Source organism: Streptomyces coeruleoprunus (assembly GCF_039542925.1).
Taxonomy (GTDB): domain Bacteria; phylum Actinomycetota; class Actinomycetes; order Streptomycetales; family Streptomycetaceae; genus Streptomyces; species Streptomyces coeruleoprunus.
Genome location: NZ_BAABIT010000001.1, coordinates 7603254 through 7619048 on the forward strand (window position 1 = coordinate 7603254; position 15795 = coordinate 7619048).

Consider the following 15795-nt stretch of genomic DNA (forward strand, 5'->3'; position numbering starts at 1 on the left):
CTGATGCCCGATCAGAGATGTAGTAAGAGAGCGGAATTCGGGGGGCCGCCGTCTGCGGCGATCGTTGACAGTGCCCAGCCGCTTTGGAAAGCTTCCTGGGGACCGTCGGCGACCTGTGACTCGAGGCCTGAGACCGGCGTCGGGCCCGCTGTCTGCGCCCCATGGGAGGGCTGATGCCCGAGTTGCTCCATCCTGGCGTCTACGTTCTCGAAGCGCCCTCCGCAGCCAAACCGATCGAAGGCGTCAGCACGTCGACGGCCGGGTTCGTCGGGGTCGCGGACAAAGGACCTGTCCCCGGATTCCGGATGCCTTTCGGTGAGCCGCCACGCCCACCGCTCGTCACCAGTTTCACGGAATTCACGCGTATCTTCGGCGGATTCCGTCGCGACAGCCATCTCGCCTATGCCGTCCAGGCGTTCTTCGACAACGGCGGACGGCGCGCGTACATCGTCCGGGTCGTCGTCGACGACGACCCGGACGAGGGGTACGGCCCCGGCTCCGGCAACGCCGCGCTGGCATGCGTCGGCCTGCTCGACCGCGAGTCCTCGACGGTCAACCCGACCCTGGCCGTCGTGGCCCGCTCGCCCGGCGCCTGGGCGAACACCGTGGGCCTGGCCGTCACCGAGAGCACCGCGGACCCGCAGAACCTGTTCCGGCTCACCGTGTTCGACGGGGGAGTGCCGGTCGAGTCCTTCGACGGGCTCAGCATGGACCCGGCAAGCGACGGTTTCGTCGACACGGCGGTCAACAACGCCTCGCGCTTCGTCTACGTCAAGTCGGTCGTCCCGGACGGGGTCTCGTTCGCCGACGCCCGGCCCGCCGCCACCGCCGCGGCGCACGTCCTGACCTTCGCCGACGCGGATGGCGCGACCGCGTTCACCGTCTCGTCGAACGTCTCGCTCGGCGAACCGCTCAGCGTGCGGACCACCCGCTCCGCCGACGGCGGCCCTCCGACGTTCACGCTCCAGATCAGCCAGGCCGGCCGGGTCATCGAGAGCCACGACAACCTCTCCATGGACCGCGCCCTCGGCAACTTCGTCGAGCGCAAGGTGAACGCCGCCTCCCGCCATGTGCGCATCCGCGCCACCGAGCCGGTGCCGACCACCGACGCCGACCGGGCCCGCCCGGTCGACGCCATCCACGCCTTCGCCATGCCGGCGCTCCCCGCGGGGATCAGCTTCCCCGGCGGATCCGTCTCGGCGGGCCCCGGCAAGGACGGCAGGGTGCCGGCGCCGGGCGACCGGCACTTCGTCGGCAGGGCCGACCGGGGGTCGGGCCTGTACGCCTTCGACAGTGTCGACGACATCAACATCATCGCCGTCCCCGGCTCGGGCAACGACCTGACCGTGAGCGCGGGCATGGCGTACTGCCGCAACCGCCCGTTCCAGGACGCCTTCTTCGTCGCCGACGTCGGGGTGCTCACGCCCGAGGCCGCCCGGGTTCCCGGAGCCACACCCGACGTGCGGGGAAAGACAGCGGCCCGCGACTTCATCCGCTCCCTGTCCACGCCCAGCGACTACGGCGCGGCCTACTACCCGTGGCTGCGGGTGTCGGACCCGATCGGCAAGGGCCGCAAGCCCACCATCGCGGTGCCGCCGTCCGGGGCCATCGCCGGCCTGTACGCGCGGGTCGACAACAGCCGAGGCGTCTTCAAGGCACCGGCGGGCACCGAGACCGGTCTGGCCGGCGCGCTCGGCCTCTGCGACGACATCCAGGACGCCGACCAGGACATCCTCAACCCGATCGGCCTCAACGTCCTGCGCCGGTTCCCGGGGTACGGCGTCGTCTCCTGGGGCGCCCGCACTCTCGCCACCGACGCGGCCTGGCGCTACGTACCGGTCCGTCGCACGGCGATCTTCCTGCGGTCCAGCATCCGCCGGGGCATCCAGTGGGCGGTCTTCGAGCCGAACGACGAGCCGCTGTGGTCGCAGCTGCGGCTCAACGTCCGGGCGTTCATGCTCACGCAGTTCCGGGCCGGCGCCTTCCAGGGGGCCACACCGGCCGAGGCGTTCTTCGTCGCCTGTGACGCCACGACGACCACGCAGCAGGACATCGACAACGGCGTGGTCAACCTTCATGTGGGGTTCGCGCCGCTGAAGCCGGCCGAGTTCGTCGTGTTCACCCTCAGCCAGAAGGTCGACCAGTCGGCGGTGTGACCGCCGGCCGTGCCAAGGAAAGGCCGGACCCCTCATGCGTATGAGTGCGAGCACCAACCGATTCGACCCATACCGCAACTTCCGGTTCAAGATCAAATGGGACGGGGTCTACGTCGCCGGGCTGTCGAAGATGACCGGCCTGAAACGCTCGACCGAGATGACGGAATGGCGGGAGGCCGGCGAGAACATCGTCGCGCGCAAACTCCCCGGCAAGACGAAGTACGAAGCGGTGACCCTGGAAGCGGGCATCACCTACGACACGGCCTTCGAGGACTGGGCCAACCTCGTCAACGACTTCGCCAGCCACAGCCGTACCAACCTCGGCGACTTCCGCAAGAACGTCACCCTCGACATCTTCAACGAGGCCGGCGTCAAGGCCCTGTCCTACAACCTGTACCGCGCCTGGGTGGCCGACTACCAGGCCGTGCCGGACCTCGACGCCTCGGCGAACGCCGTCGCCATCACGACGGTGAAACTCGAGTACGAGTGGTTCGAGCGCGATGTCGCCGTCGTCGAAGCGGCGGGCCTCGGCCCCGCCCGGATCGGCTGACCGGACCGCCGTACATGAGGGAAACCCGTACCGGCGTGACGGCGGCCCGCCCGGCCGCCGTCACGCCGCCCGCCCACCACACCCACCGGCCGGTCACCCTGCTCGCCGGCCTCGTCACCGACGACGGCGATCTCGTCACGACCGCCTGGGTACGCCCCCTCGACGGCGAGGACGAGGAGTGGCTCACCGCCCAGCCCACCGCCCTCGCCGGTGCGGAGGTCGTCACCGGCCTGCTCACCCGTACCGTCGTACGCCTCGGTCCGTGGGCACCCCCACCGCCGGAGATGCTGCTCGACCTGGCGATCGCCGACCGCGACCTGTTGCTGCTGTCCGTCCGAACCTCCACGTACGGCCACCGTTTCGACGTCGTCCTGTCGTGCTCGTCGTGTGCGCAGCCCATGGATGTCTCGTTCGCCGCGGCCGACATCCCCACCCACGCGCGCCGGACTCCGCCGACGCCCCTGGTCCACGAACTGCCCGACGGCCGAGGCGGCGCGATCAGAGTCACCCTGCGGCCGCCGAGGGGACGGGACCAGGAGGCCGTCGCCCTCGCGCGTACGGCAGGCGACCCCACCGAGCCGGTCGAACTGCTGCTCCAGCGATGTCTGGTGGGCGTCGGCGACGGGCCGGGCGGAGCGGAGGGCTGGGGCCGGCTACCGGCACGGAGCCGCGACGCCCTCGCGGCCGCGGTGGACGAGGCGAGCGCCAAAGTGGAGCTCGCGATGGACCTCACCTGCCCTGAGTGCGGGGTCGACTTCGAGGCCGACCTCGACCTCGCCGGGTACGTTCTGGACGAGTTCGTCGTCCCCGCCGGCACCGTGCTGCGCGAGGTACACCTGCTCGCGAGCGCCTATCACTGGAGCGAACACGCCATCATGAGCCTGCCCAGCCCGCGCCGGCGCGCCCTCGCCGCCCTTGTCGCACAGGATCTGCGCCGGGCACAGGAGCACGGGTGAGCGGCTATCTTAAGCGGTCGGCGACCGCGGGCGCCCGCTCCTGGCGGACCGCACCGGAGATGCGCCAGAGCGCCGCGGCCCGCGTCGCCCGCTCCGGGGGCGTCGGAGCCGCGGCCCTCCCCGACGGTGATCCGGCGGCGGGGACGGACCGAACCGAGCGGGCCGACGGTCCGCAGGCCGACGGGGCCCGCCTGCCGGGTGCCCGGAGCGCACGGCCCGTCGCGGCCGGCGGCCGTGCCCAGCGCGAGAGGGGCGGTCCCCGCGAAAGCGCCCCCCAAGGCAGGGCGTACACGGACGCCTCCCGCCCCACCACCGCCTCCGAAGGCCCTGAAGGTCCCGAGGTCTTCGGCGCCTCCGACGGCTCGGGCAGCTCTGCCGGCACCGACCACGGCCGCGACGGCAGCACGCGCCCGTCCCCTTCCGGCGCCCCTTCCGACGGGCCGCGCCGCGACGCCGAGGCGCCCGCGGCCCGCGCCGCACACCGGCGACGGGCCGGACGGCCACCCGAGCAGCCCATGACGCCGCCACCGCCACCGGATACGCCCGCCGAGCCACCGCGGCCCGCGCCGGCACGTCCGACGGGCCCCGTGCTCCATGGCCCGGACCGGCCATCCCTCGCGTGGCCGTCCGGCCACAGCGCCGTGCCCTCGGCGCCCGCCGTACCGCCCTCTCCGGCCGAGGGCACGGGCGGTCCCGAGGGCTCCGCCCCCGGCGGCCGGTCCACCGGCACACCGGGACCCCGGCCCGCCGCGGCCGGCCCGCCGCCCCACTGGGGCCCCGTTCCTCCGGCAGAGCACCCGACCCGTACCGGGCCGTCCCCGGCCGGACCGACCCCCGTACCCCTTTCCGTACGCCGCGTCGCCGACGGCACCTCCGTCGGCGGCCGGGAGTCCTCCCTCGATGACGGAACGGCCCGCACCGTGCACGCCGGCGGGCACGACGGACCCGCCGTCACGGCCACGGGACGCGGCGGATCGCCTGAGCGGCCGACCGGGCGCGCGGAGTCGGACGTGCCCGTTCCCGACGGCACCGCGCTCGGCCCCGCACAGGCGCTTCCCGGCGCCGGTGGCCTGGCGGACGATTCCGCCGTGCCGCCGGCCGGCGGCGCCCGGCAGGCGCCGCGTGTGACCGTGGCCATCGGGCGGATCGAGTTGACGGTCGTCCAGCGCCCGGCGGCTCAGGCGGCCCCGCCCGGGGCGGCCTCCGCACGCGGAGACGGCGGCCGGGACCGCGAGCCCCGTCCCGCGCTCGGGATGTCCCCGTTCGACCGGGCCCGGTTGGGCCGCTGACATGAGTGCCCAGGCCATCGCCGCCGCCACCAAGGCACTGCGCGCCTACCTGAAGTCCTCGCTGTCGCCCGGCCGTTCGGTCACCCTGTTGCCTCCGGGCGAGGACCCGCCCCTCACCGGCAGCGGAGTCAACCTGTACCTGTACCGAGTCGGCGAGAGCCCCCACCTGAGGAACCAGGCCTATCCGGGAAACCGCGCCGGGGCACCGGCCCGCGACGTACCCGTCCTCTCCCTGGAACTGTCGTACCTGCTCACGCCGTTCGGACCCACCCCCGGCTCGGACGACGAGACCGACGAGGCGCATGCCGCACTCGGCGAGGCGATGCTCGCCCTGCACGACGAGCCGATCCTGAACCAGGTGCACCGTCCGGGTTTCGACGCCGACACCGAACTGGCCGCGGCCCTGCGCGACTCCTTCGAGGACGTCCGCGTCCGGCTCGACGCCCTCTCGGTGGAGGACCTGTCGCGGATCTGGAGCACGATCGGCAAGCCCTACCGGCTCTCGGCCGCCTACCAGGTTTCGCTGGTACAGCTGCGCGGTGCCACCTCGGGATACGCCGTGCCGCCCGCCACCGCGCCTCAGATCACGCTGGGCACGCACGCGGCGCCGCAGCTCGCCGCTCTCGTACCCGCACGCGGGCCGGCGGCCACTCTGAGCGGCGGAGCGGTCGTCCCCGGACGTGTCCGCGTGGAGGGGGCGGGCCTGGCGGGGCCGGGCCGTACACCCGCCGTCACAGTCGCCGGCGTACCGGCGCGACTGATCGGCCCCCCGGCCGCTGACGTCTTCACCATGGAACTGCCCCGTACGCTGCCCGCCGGGCCGGAGGCCGAGGTGCGGGTCACCCTCGACGGCGGTCCGGGAAGCTCCGTGCTCGTGTTCCGCGTCGACCCCTGGGCCGCCGCGGCCACTCCGGTCCGTACGGCGCCGGGCGGCCCCACGACCGTCGTCGTCACCGGGACCGGCCTGGCCACCGCCGCGGAGATCATCGCCACCGACTCCACCGGCACCCCACGCTTCAGCGCCGCCGTCGACCCCACCGGCACGGACGACGGCACCGCGACGGCAGTCCTGCCCGCGGCCACACTCACCAATCTCGCCCCCGGCTCCACCCCCAACGGCCGCTATGACCTGCGTGTCCGCCTCGCCTCCGGGGCACTGACCAACCCGCGCCCGCTCCTGGTCGCCCCGATACTGACCCCGGTCACCGGCGCACCGGGCGGCTCGGAGTATGACCCCGCCGACCGCAGGCTCACCCTGCGGGGCGCCAGACTGGACGGCCACGACGTACGGCTGAGCGTCGACGCGGCGGAGTACTCGCTCGGCCCCCACACCGATCCGGCAACGGTCACCCACCAGTTCCCACGCCCCCTGCAGCCGGGTGAGCACACCGTCGCGGTGATCGTCGACGGCTTCCGCTCCGACTTCCTGCGGGTACGCGCATGACCGGCCGGTGGGACGGCCCGGGGGGCGCGCGAGGCGGGGTGGACGCCCCGCCCCGGGGTTTCGCCGACCACTGGGAGCACCTGCGAGCGGAGTTCGCGCTGCTCGACCATGCCCTGCGCGAGGTCGCCCGGCGCACCCGGCCCTCTCTCACCGACGGGCGCCGGCCCGGCCCGGTCGAGGACGACGCAGACGCAGACGCAGAAGCAGGCGCAGACGCAGAGGAGGCAGAGGCAGAGGCACACGCAGGTGCAGAAGCAGACGCCGACGCCGCGGACGATCCGCCCGGCGCCCTCGCCGAGCTGCGGGCCGCACTAGACCAGCGGGTGGCGGCTACACCGGCGTCGGTCCGGCTGCCGCTGGCCCGGCTGGTCGCCGCCGCCGGGCTCACCCCCTGGGAGGTGACGCTGGTCGTCCTCTGCCTCGGCGTCGAGCTCGACGGGCGTTACACCCGGCTCTGCGGCCTGCTCCAGGGGGATCACGCGTACAGCCGTCCCGGCACCCTGCTCGCGCTCGACCTGCTCGGGGGCGGGCTTCCCGAGCGGGCCGCCGGGCGCGCCGCCCTGGAACCGGGCGGCCCGCTGTTCGCAGCCGGCGTCCTGCACCTGCTCCAGGACCCGCGCGGGGGGCCGTCACACCTCCTCGGGCTCACCGACCGGGTACGGACCCTGCTGCTCGGCAACCCACGGGGACCGGAGCGGCCGTGGCTCCGCTTCATGGCACCGGGCCGGACGCCGGGCGACGCCGACGAACCCAGCGCTCTGAGGCCGGTCGTCGAGCAGCTCGCCCGCGCGGCCGACGGCCTGATGCACGACGGGGCCTGGGCGGCCGGCCCGGCCGGGACACGGCTCGTCGCCTGTCTGCACGGGGCAGCGCACGCCGAATTGTGCGACACCGCGCACCGGGTCGCGTCCCGCCTGGGGACAGGACTGGTGGTCCTCGACGCGGGAGCCGTCGACCGCACGGTGTCCACTCTGGCCGACGCGGTGCGGGAGGGGGTGCTGACAGCACGCCTGGAGCCGGCGCTGCTGCTCGTTCTGCTGCCGCTCTCGGGGGCTCCGGGAACGCCCGAGGCGGGAGAACGCCCGGACGCGGGCCTCGACGGGACGGTCCGCGAGCTGGCCGCCGTTCTCGACGGCAGCGGATGGCTCACCCTGGTCGCCGCGCCCCATCCGGTCGCCCCACCTGCCGGAACCCTCACCCCCTGGGTGAACCTGACCGTGCCGGAGGCCGACCCCGGCGACGTGGCCCGTCGCTGGTCCACCGAACTCGAGGCCGCAGGGATCGCCGTGGACCGCGCCGACGCCTCGTCCCTCGCCTCCCGCTTCCGGGTGGGCCCCGCGGGGATCGCCCGGATCGTCGCCCGCGCGTCGGCGACAGCGCGACTTCTCGGCCGGCCGGCGGATCTGCCTGTCGTGGAGGCGGTCGCCCGCGACGGGTCGGGCTCAGTCCTCGGCTCCACCGCCAGGCGCGTGCGGTCGGCGCAGACCTGGGACGACCTCGTGCTCCCCACCGAACAACAGCGCCAGCTCAGGGAACTGGCCGGTGCCGTCCGCAGCCGGGGCCGGGTGCTGTCGGAATGGGGCTTCGGTGCCCGCAGCCCGCGCGGTCGAGGCATCGCGGCACTCTTCAGCGGACCGCCGGGCACCGGCAAGACCCTCGCCGCCGAGATCATCGCCTCACAGCTGGGTCTGGACCTGTTCGCCGTCGACCTGGCCGCTGCGGTGAGCAAGTACATCGGGGAGACGGAGAAGAACCTCAGCCGTATCTTCGCCGCCGCGGCCGGCACCAACGGACTGCTCTTCTTCGACGAGGCGGACGCCCTCTTCGGCAAGCGCAGCGAAGTGAAGGACGCCCACGACCGCTACGCCAACATCGAGATCAGCTACCTGCTTGCCCGCATCGAGGCGCACGACGGCGTGGTCGTGCTCGCCACCAACCTGGAGCGTCACCTCGACGAGGCGTTCCTTCGGCGACTGGCCTTCTCGGTCAAGTTCCCCTTCCCGGGAGCGGCTGAGCGGGAGCGCATCTGGCGTGTCCAGATCCCGGCCGGTGCACCGATCGATCCCGACGTCGACTGGGCGCTGCTCGCCTCCTTCCCCCTGTCCGGGGGCAGCATCCGCGGTGCCGTCCTGCACGCGGCGTACCAGTCGGCGGCCGCCTCCCGCCCCATCGGCACGGTCAGCCTCCTCGCCGGGCTGCGCCGCGAACTGGAGAAGGTGGGCAGGGTGGCCGTCCCGAGCGATTTCGGCGCGCACTGGGCCGAAATCGCCCGGGGCGGCATCGACGAGGCCGCGTCGCCATGACAGCCGGCCTCGACCTGCGCATCGACCGTCTGACGCTCGACATCGACGTTCCCCTGGACCACCGCCACCGGATCGAGCCCATCACCCGCCGCGCCCTGGCCCTCTTCGAGGCCCTCGCCCCGGCCGCACTCGTACGCCTGGAAGCCCCCCGCTCGAGCGTGCGCCACGAGTCGGTCTCCGCGGGCGTACTGACGATCGACCTCACCCGCGACAGCGACGAGACCGTGGCCGAGCGGATCGCCCACGCCTGGCTCGAAAGCCTGCGGCTCACCATCGGCCCATAGAGCACGGCGAGTTCCCCGTCCGAGCCTGTACTGGAGTTGTGCTCTGCGTGAAGCCTGCCATGGGCTTGCTACAGCCTTTGAGAATGATCTCGTGGTGAGGCGTTCGCCCACCTCCGGGTCGGTGAGGCGAGGAAAGATTTGCGGGAGGAGGGCAGCCATGTTCCTCGTCCGACGGTTCGTCGCTCATCCACGCAGGGATCACCAGCCGCAATCCACGGCTGGACCGATTCAGCGTGGACCTCGGATCCGCGGAGCGGGTGTTCCTCATCGCCGCGTGGGGTCAAGGTGTGAATCTCACCAACGGCTCCACCAGCGACCTCGCTGAGCTCGCCGAAGCGGCCGCGGCCTGGCATGCAGGCGTCGCCCTCTCCGAACTACAGACCGCGGCACCATTCCTGGAAGTCAGCCCCCTCGCTCTGGCCCACGAACGCGGTCCTGAGTACGCCGTGGCAGAGAAGTGGAGTCGCTACCTGGCTCCGGACCCGTACGAGGACCTGGAAATGCTCCATGCAGCGCACGCGGAGCCCAGACTGAGAGCGCTCTTCCCCTTCACCAGCCACGGGGCCCTGATGTTCAGCAGATGCACCGGGTTCCCGTTCTCCCAGGACATCTCGGCGATTTATCCGCTCGGTGACCACCGCTATGCGGTCCATCACCGCGGCGAGCCATTCTCGCGCGAACCCGACTACACGGCCCAGGAAGCCGCAGCGGTGGTCGTCGCCCACATGCCGGAGACCTGGGGCCCGGCGGTCGCAGGGACCCAACACGACCTGCGTGACCGCGAGGGCCAGTGACCTCACAAGCGCCCCCAGCGAACGCTGAAGACTGGGGAACTAATACGAGCGGTCTGTCCATCCCCTGAGCACCGGGTGGGGATATTCAACGAGCCTCATCAACCTGCCAGGTCCTGACCGAACGGAGGAGAAGAACTGCTGCGCCATCGGCTCGAAGTACCGCACCCCGCGCGAGTTCGGCGCCTCGGCGGTCGAGTTGCATGCGGTGCGTCTACCACCCCCTTGCCGGCCTCGAGACGGATCTCCTCACGGCGCGCGGCGACGTGGGCCCGGACCATCTGGTAGGAGACGTCGACGGCTTCATGCGCGTCCAGCAGCCGGTCGTAGATCCGCTTGACCGTGTGGCGATGCTTCCGCGGCACGGTCAGGTCCGCCTTCAGGATGGCGTCGATCACCGGCCCGTAGAGGTTAGGCGCGTTGCCCATGGCCTCATCCTCTTGCGCGGCTCCGGCAGGGTTGAGATCTGAGCCCTCCGCTTCGGGACCATGGTCGTGCTCCGCACGAAAACAAGGGGGCGCTGCCGAAAGCAACCGTTGGCCCTACGATCCCGCCCACGTCGATCACACCTGCTATACCCGTCCCACAGGGGCGCGGCGGCGCCGTCCTGAGCACCGAGCAGGAGGGGCCGGTCCTGGAACGCCCCGGCGAAGAACTGACGATCCCCGCCGAGGCGGAGCGTCACGATCGAGTTGAGGGCCCCTTCCGGGGCCACGCCGTCCGTCTACCGGATCGAGGACGCGAGCGAGGCCGCCGCCACTGCCTTCGCCGACGCGGTGAACGCGCTGCTGCCGGAGCGGACCGAGGAAATCGACGGCGGCGCCCTCGTTGTCCTGCGCACCTTCGCCAAGACCGGGCGCCAGAGGTTCCTGCGCAGGCTCAAGTGGTTCGAGTTCGGCTGCCTCGGAGTATTTGTCGCCCTGTGCGCGAGCGCCGGGATCGCGGGCGTCGAGGGCCTCGCCATCGCCACCGTGCCGATCGGAGTCATCGCGACCGCGGCCCTCGGGTCGGCGCGTACTGCGTAGGGACGTGGAACCGCGAGCGGCACCTGCTCAAGCACGGCATCACCGTCGCCGCGTCGCCAGCCAACACGCCGGGAACGTACCTCTACACGGACAGCGCCGGCATGGCCCGTGTCCTCTCCGACCGGGACGTCGAACCCTGCCTCAGGGCCAGCAACAACCTCCAGGACCCGTCGGACGTCCTCGTGCCGCACGCGCCGTTCATGCGGCGCTTCAACATCACCTGGCGGCGTCCCTCCTCTTCTGCGGGCTGAACGGCGCTGGCTCGCGATCAGGATGACCATCATGCCCGTCCTCGGCAAGAAGCTTGGGAGGTCGTTTCCTCTGGGCCGCGAGACCTACGCCGATGGTCCGACGCGCCGGCCGATGCGTTTCCTCACGTCTGCTGGTCCGATAGGGGAGTGAGCGATCTTGTGAACGAGCCGGGGCCAGCCGTCCGTCTACGCTTGGCCGAGGAAAGGAACGTCTGGCTGTGCACCGTGCGTTCGGACGGCTCTGCCCACATCACGCCCGTCTGGTTCGTCTACCAGCGCTCCCGGTGGTGGATCGGTACGGATGACAGCTCCGTCAAGGTCAGAAACATCCGCAAGGAGCCCCGCGTGTCCCTGGCTTTGGAGGACGGCCGGTTTCCGGTCGTCGCCGAAGGAGACGCATTACTCATTCGTGACGGGTTCCCTCACGAGGTCGTGACCGCGTTCGAGCAGAAATATGGGTGGGATGTATCCGCTCCCACACGCCCCGGAAGCAAGCGAGTGCTGCTGGAAGTGCATGTGCGTCGGTGGCTGTTGGCCGGCACGGCCCAGTGAGCCTTTCAGCTTCGCCACTCCAGGGTGAGGACGGCCTTGGCGACTGACGTCATGAGGTGGGGGCTGATGCGGGCTCCGGCCAGTTGGCTCGGGGGCCGAGAGGAATTCGGCAAGAAAGCGCAGGAGCAGGTCGGTTCGGTCTCGGTACTCGACAGCTTCGCAAGGCGGCTGGTGTAGTTCCTCGTGCAGGACGCCACGGCGGATGTCGTCCTCGCTGGTGCATGGAGGTTCCTCTGCTGGCCCGCCGGGCACAGCGGCCTTGTTTGTGAGGAGTTGGCGGGCGGTCACCTCGCTGAGCGGCCGGTCCTGCACTTGGGGCCGGAAGGTGGTCTTGGGTGGGGGCAGGAATCCTGCTCGGAGTACCATCCCTGCGAGGTTCTCCGGTCGGCGCTCCGCAACCCGCAGAGGCGCAGCCGTATGGGGGCATCCGTGTAGAGAGGGCAGAGGGGAATGAGTGTGGCGGAGAGCTGGTCCCGCGTGATGAATCTGCTTCGGCAGCACGCCCCGGCCGATCACGCGGATCTGCCCGGGCCCGCTACGGAACTGATGCTCGCGGCCGCCGAGGAACGGATGCGTATCCGCCTCCCTCAGGATCTGCGGGCGTGGCTGCTGCAGAACAATCTGGATCTTCCTGAGGAAGATGTGGACGACGATGTGGCATGCTGCGGCTTCGCCGGGTTCCCGCATGAGGGAAGCTTCTTTCTGGGCATCCGCGCGATGGAGAAGCTCTACGCGACCCGCTTCGTGCCCGGCGGGTTCGACCCTCCGGACCAGCCGGACAATCCGTTCTGGCGTAATGAGTGGATCCCGTTCCTGTCGGACCAGGACGGCTGGACGGGAAAGTTCATCGACGCTCGGGACGGGCGTGTCGGCAGGTGGTTCGTGGGTGAGGCCACGATCACGGGTGAATACGAATCGCTGGCTCACTATTTCGACTCCGTGGCGGAGATGCTGACGAAGATCGCCGATGGAAAGTATCCGGTCTGTGAGGTCGCCGAAGGGCGACTCGTCTGGTCGTGAACCAGAAGATCCCTCGTCAGTCCCAACTGGATGGCCGTCCTCGCCAAAGCCCTCCTCGCCCTGGAGAGGCGACGGTGAAGAAGCATTCTCAGCGTTGACTCTCCAGGGTGGGAACGGCCGCGACGATGGCCGTCATGCGGTTGAGGCTGGCGCGGGCTTTGCGGAGGGCGTGCAGGACTTCGGTCTCGCGACGCAGGCCTCGGTTGACCGTCCGCTGGGTCGGACTGAGGTCCTGGCGCGGCAGTTGCCTGATCGGCGTGGTCACCCAGGAGCCGGCCCCGATGTAGGCGCGGTCGGCAAGAACCGGAATGCCCTGGCGCTCGCAGATCCGGATGACTCGGTGGGTGCGGGCCGCGGCTAGGTCATGGGTGCGGCCGGACAGCGCGGGTAAGATCCACAGCAGGTTGCCTGCGGGATCCGCAACGACCTGCACGTTCACGCCGTGGCGGCGGTGCTTCTGGGAGAGGCCGGCCCGACCGTCACCGACGCGGTTGCACTCGGCCTTTCTTGCCGAATTCCTCTCGGCCCCCGGACCAGGTGGCCGGCGCCCGCGTCAGCCCCCACCCTGTGACGTCAGTCGCCAAGGCCGTCCTCACCCTATCGGTTCTGGCCGCCTATCCGGAACTGCTGCTTACTGAGATTCTCCAGCGGAGGGGCTGATTTCCATCTCGGGGACGAACCGTGTCAAATCATTTTCCCAGTTGCCCAGCTTGAAGTCGCTGACCTTGATACCTCTCCGGTCTTCCTTGTTTCTCCTCTGGTTCTTCCCGCTCTCGCTCCTGTTCGCCCGTACTGCCTCCAACAGGGCCTTGTAGTGAGCCTTGCTGGCGTCCGTGGGCTCCTGTTGGAGCAGCATGGTCATGATGCGGTCGAGATTGAAGGCCTCGTGCGCGGCGTCCCACTGCTTCGACTCCTGAAGGAGGTAGACGGCAATGCCGGTCATGAAGCCGGTGATCAGAGGGCGGCGGCTCTTGTGCTGCCAGTAGATCTCTGCTGCGGAGATTCCGACATTTCTGTTCTGGGATCCTTGTTTGACGAACTCCAGGGACTTGAAGAAGAGCTCCTCCAACTTCCTTCGATTCTGGAGGTGGGCTGATCCGAACCCGATGGCAATGCCCAACAGTCCCGTTGTCAGGGACACCCCTGCCGTAGTGAGAGCCAAGGTCGCCTCCGAGTCCATGATCGCCTGGAACACCATCGATGCCCTCCCGCGTTGCCGCTGATGCACCGGTGTGTGGAAATTCAGGGGATCGGCAGATTCTGAGTATCGCCCGATCAATGCAAGGCACTTCATCGCAGATCTACCGAACCGTGATCGGAGCTGATCGATCGCACGACTGGACTTCTGTCGCAGCAGTGCCGACACCACCTTCTGGCATCTTGTGCCCACGGCTACCAACTGAGAATGATCGGTTCTGGCCGACGCATCCGGAACTGCTCCTGTAGTACAAGCAGTGCCGGCTTAGCCTCCCCGACTTGGTTACGGGTGTCAGGCGAGAAGGACGCGCTTACACAGGAGCGCGAAGCTGGTGCGCCCGAGCATTCGTCGTTTCAGCAGCTTGATCCGGTTGACCGGTGCCTTCGACGGGGCCGGGTTCCAGTGGGTGGTCAGGCCGGCGTGGACGGCGTCGTAGTCGCTGTTCAGGCCGACGGCGAAGGTGCTGATCGTGGGCAGGCCCGAGGGCATGGCCTCGGTGATCCATTGGGTGAGGCGTTCGGCCTCCAGGGGCTTCAGCATCTCGGCGAAGGAGGTGACCAAGCTGGTGGCGGTGTCCAGTTCGGGGCAGTGCGCGAGGATTGCTTTGCGCTGGACTTCCCAGTCGCTGCGTTCATGCAGAACGGGGAGCTCGCGTCCACCGCATACGTTCTTGACCAAAGCCCCGACCCGACCCGCGACGCGGCCGCGCGAGCTCTGGCCGAAGCGGGGAGAGCTGGAGACCCTCCGCCGCTTGGCGCCTTCCGCACCTTCCAGGTACCGGTGGCCGACATCGCGGAGATCACCGGCTGGGACCTGGGCCCGCTGCCGGCCGCTGACCGGCTGCCTTCACGAGTGCGCGCCGAGAAGCGGTGGACGCAATTGGAAAGGTTCGAGGACATCATCGTGCAGCTAAGAGCCGTCCCGTAAAGGATCGACGAGTCGACTCGAGCGAGGTTGGCCGCAGCGGCCTGTGGGCCTATCCGGTGAGGGCGAGGTTGGGGTGTGACCGAGGTACGCGCCAGGGGCATCGAGATGATCTTGAGGCCCCGAGCGCTCGGCCCCCGTATTTCAAAGGACACGCGCGCTGTTCTGCCAGCGGCAGAACAGCGGCCGGACCGGGCTCGACGATCACTACAGTCCAGTCACATGACGACGATCACGACGCGTACGGTCGAGTACCCGGCGGACGGTTTGACGATGGTCGGGCACCTGGCGCTCCCGGCCGGTGTCGACCGCCGGCCCGCGGTGCTGCTCGGACCAGAGGGCATGGGACTCAGCGACGTCGAGCGCCGCCGGGCCGATGCTCTCGCCGAGCTGGGATACGTGGCGCTGGCCTTCGACCTTCACGGCGGGCGCTATTTGGGCGACCCCGAGGAGATGCTGGCCCGTTGTATGCCGCTGCTCGCCGACCCCGACCGGATGCGGGGCATCGGCCATGCGGCACTCGACGTGTTGCGCACCGAACCGCGGACCGACCCCGACCGGATCGCCGCCATCGGCTACGGCACCGGGGGCGCCATCGCGCTGGAACTCGGACGCGACGGCGTCAACCTGCGCGCGATCGGGACAGTCAACGCAACTACCACGGGCCGACCGGGCGAGGCAGCGCGCATTCGCTGCCCCGTGTGGGCCGGGGTCGGGTCGGAAGACCCGATCATGCCGCCCGCGCAACGGAACGCGTTCACCGCCGAGATGCAGGCCGCGGGCGTCGACTGGCGCCTCGCGGTCTACGGCGGTGCCTTGCACGCCTTCCACCACCCGCCGGTCGACCACCCCACGGTCCCCGGCGTCGGCTACCACCCACAGCACGCGCAGCGAGCATGGCGCGACGTCGTCGACCTGCTCGCCGAGTGCCTGCCCGTGACGGAGGATCTGGGGGCATGACCCAGGCAAACAGCCTGGCGCCAGGCATGGTCCGCGTCGGGCACTCACAGTCCCCTCCCCTCAAGTCCCCATAGAAGAAACACATTTGGGCG

At 70.3% G+C, this 15795-nt stretch carries 17 protein-coding genes and 1 pseudogene; 14 read left to right on the forward strand and 4 right to left on the reverse strand.

Annotated elements, in window-relative coordinates:
* Window positions 1–305 precede the first annotated feature (305 nt).
* From ABEB09_RS33935 to ABEB09_RS33970, 8 genes are all read left to right on the forward strand, one after another.
* Complete coding sequence (locus tag ABEB09_RS33935) at window positions 306–2156, forward strand: phage tail sheath family protein (protein WP_345693755.1); 1851 nt, start codon at window positions 306–308, stop codon at window positions 2154–2156.
* A 40-nt stretch (window positions 2157–2196) separates the two neighbouring features.
* Complete coding sequence (locus ABEB09_RS33940) at window positions 2197–2706, forward strand: phage tail protein (RefSeq protein ID WP_345693756.1); 510 nt, start codon at window positions 2197–2199, stop codon at window positions 2704–2706.
* Between the two features lie 14 nt (window positions 2707–2720).
* Entirely contained in the window at window positions 2721–3662 is a 942-nt protein-coding gene (locus ABEB09_RS33945; protein WP_345693757.1) for a hypothetical protein, read from the forward strand.
* The gene (locus ABEB09_RS33950; protein WP_345693758.1) at window positions 3659–4951 is read left to right on the forward strand and encodes a hypothetical protein; all 1293 of its coding nucleotides are present in this window, start codon (window positions 3659–3661) and stop codon (window positions 4949–4951) included. Before ABEB09_RS33945 ends, ABEB09_RS33950 begins: the two co-directional genes overlap by 4 nt.
* A 1-nt stretch (window position 4952) precedes the next feature.
* Window positions 4953–6395, forward strand: coding sequence for a Pvc16 family protein (locus ABEB09_RS33955; protein ID WP_345693759.1), 1443 nt, complete (start codon window positions 4953–4955; stop codon window positions 6393–6395).
* A 38-nt stretch (window positions 6396–6433) separates the two neighbouring features.
* Window positions 6434–8698 carry an ATP-binding protein gene (locus ABEB09_RS33960; RefSeq protein WP_345693760.1) on the forward strand — a complete coding sequence of 755 codons (2265 nt, stop codon included), beginning with the start codon at window positions 6434–6436 and terminating at the stop codon, window positions 8696–8698.
* The gene (locus ABEB09_RS33965; RefSeq protein ID WP_345693761.1) at window positions 8695–8982 is read left to right on the forward strand and encodes a hypothetical protein; all 288 of its coding nucleotides are present in this window, start codon (window positions 8695–8697) and stop codon (window positions 8980–8982) included. The genes ABEB09_RS33960 and ABEB09_RS33965 overlap by 4 nt, the downstream gene beginning before the upstream one ends.
* Window positions 8983–9215: 233 nt before the next feature.
* Window positions 9216–9776: a DUF6193 family natural product biosynthesis protein gene (locus ABEB09_RS33970; RefSeq protein WP_345693762.1), complete on the forward strand. Its 561-nt coding sequence runs from the start codon at window positions 9216–9218 to the stop codon at window positions 9774–9776.
* A 98-nt stretch (window positions 9777–9874) separates the two neighbouring features.
* On the opposite strand, the gene ABEB09_RS33975 is transcribed toward ABEB09_RS33970, so the two are convergent.
* On the reverse strand, window positions 9875–10201 hold the full coding sequence (locus tag ABEB09_RS33975; RefSeq protein ID WP_345694183.1) for a hypothetical protein: 327 nt from the start codon (window positions 10199–10201) through the stop codon (window positions 9875–9877).
* 264 nt (window positions 10202–10465) lie between these two features.
* On the opposite strand from ABEB09_RS33975, the gene ABEB09_RS33980 reads away from it, so the two are divergent.
* The 4 genes from ABEB09_RS33980 (at window position 10466) to ABEB09_RS33995 (ending at window position 12621) form a co-directional block, all read left to right on the forward strand.
* Entirely contained in the window at window positions 10466–10798 is a 333-nt protein-coding gene (locus ABEB09_RS33980; protein WP_345693763.1) for a hypothetical protein, read from the forward strand.
* Window positions 10799–10899: 101 nt separating this feature from the next.
* A complete protein-coding gene (locus tag ABEB09_RS33985; RefSeq protein WP_345693764.1) occupies window positions 10900–11049 on the forward strand; it encodes a hypothetical protein in 150 nt (49 codons plus the stop codon).
* A gap of 147 nt (window positions 11050–11196) precedes the next feature.
* The gene (locus tag ABEB09_RS33990) at window positions 11197–11601 is read left to right on the forward strand and encodes a pyridoxamine 5'-phosphate oxidase family protein (RefSeq protein ID WP_345693765.1); all 405 of its coding nucleotides are present in this window, start codon (window positions 11197–11199) and stop codon (window positions 11599–11601) included.
* Window positions 11602–12051: 450 nt separating this feature from the next.
* Window positions 12052–12621, forward strand: a complete 570-nt coding sequence (locus ABEB09_RS33995) for an SMI1/KNR4 family protein (protein WP_345693766.1) — start codon at window positions 12052–12054, stop codon at window positions 12619–12621.
* Between the two features lie 88 nt (window positions 12622–12709).
* Here ABEB09_RS33995 and ABEB09_RS34000 read toward each other — a convergent pair.
* The 3 genes and pseudogenes from ABEB09_RS34000 to ABEB09_RS34010 form a co-directional block, all read right to left on the reverse strand.
* A pseudogene (locus ABEB09_RS34000) lies at window positions 12710–13123 on the reverse strand (transposase family protein); the annotation flags it as partial.
* A 129-nt stretch (window positions 13124–13252) separates the two neighbouring features.
* On the reverse strand, window positions 13253–13819 hold the full coding sequence (locus ABEB09_RS34005; RefSeq protein ID WP_345693767.1) for a hypothetical protein: 567 nt from the start codon (window positions 13817–13819) through the stop codon (window positions 13253–13255).
* Between the two features lie 291 nt (window positions 13820–14110).
* The gene (locus ABEB09_RS34010; RefSeq protein WP_345693768.1) at window positions 14111–14380 is read right to left on the reverse strand and encodes a hypothetical protein; all 270 of its coding nucleotides are present in this window, start codon (window positions 14378–14380) and stop codon (window positions 14111–14113) included.
* 72 nt (window positions 14381–14452) lie between these two features.
* Here ABEB09_RS34010 and ABEB09_RS34015 point away from each other — a divergent pair, with 72 nt between their 5' ends.
* Window positions 14453–14746, forward strand: a complete 294-nt coding sequence (locus ABEB09_RS34015; protein WP_345693769.1) for a hypothetical protein — start codon at window positions 14453–14455, stop codon at window positions 14744–14746.
* A gap of 219 nt (window positions 14747–14965) precedes the next feature.
* A complete protein-coding gene (locus tag ABEB09_RS34020; protein WP_345693770.1) occupies window positions 14966–15703 on the forward strand; it encodes a dienelactone hydrolase family protein in 738 nt (245 codons plus the stop codon).
* Window positions 15704–15795: the final 92 nt, after the last annotated feature.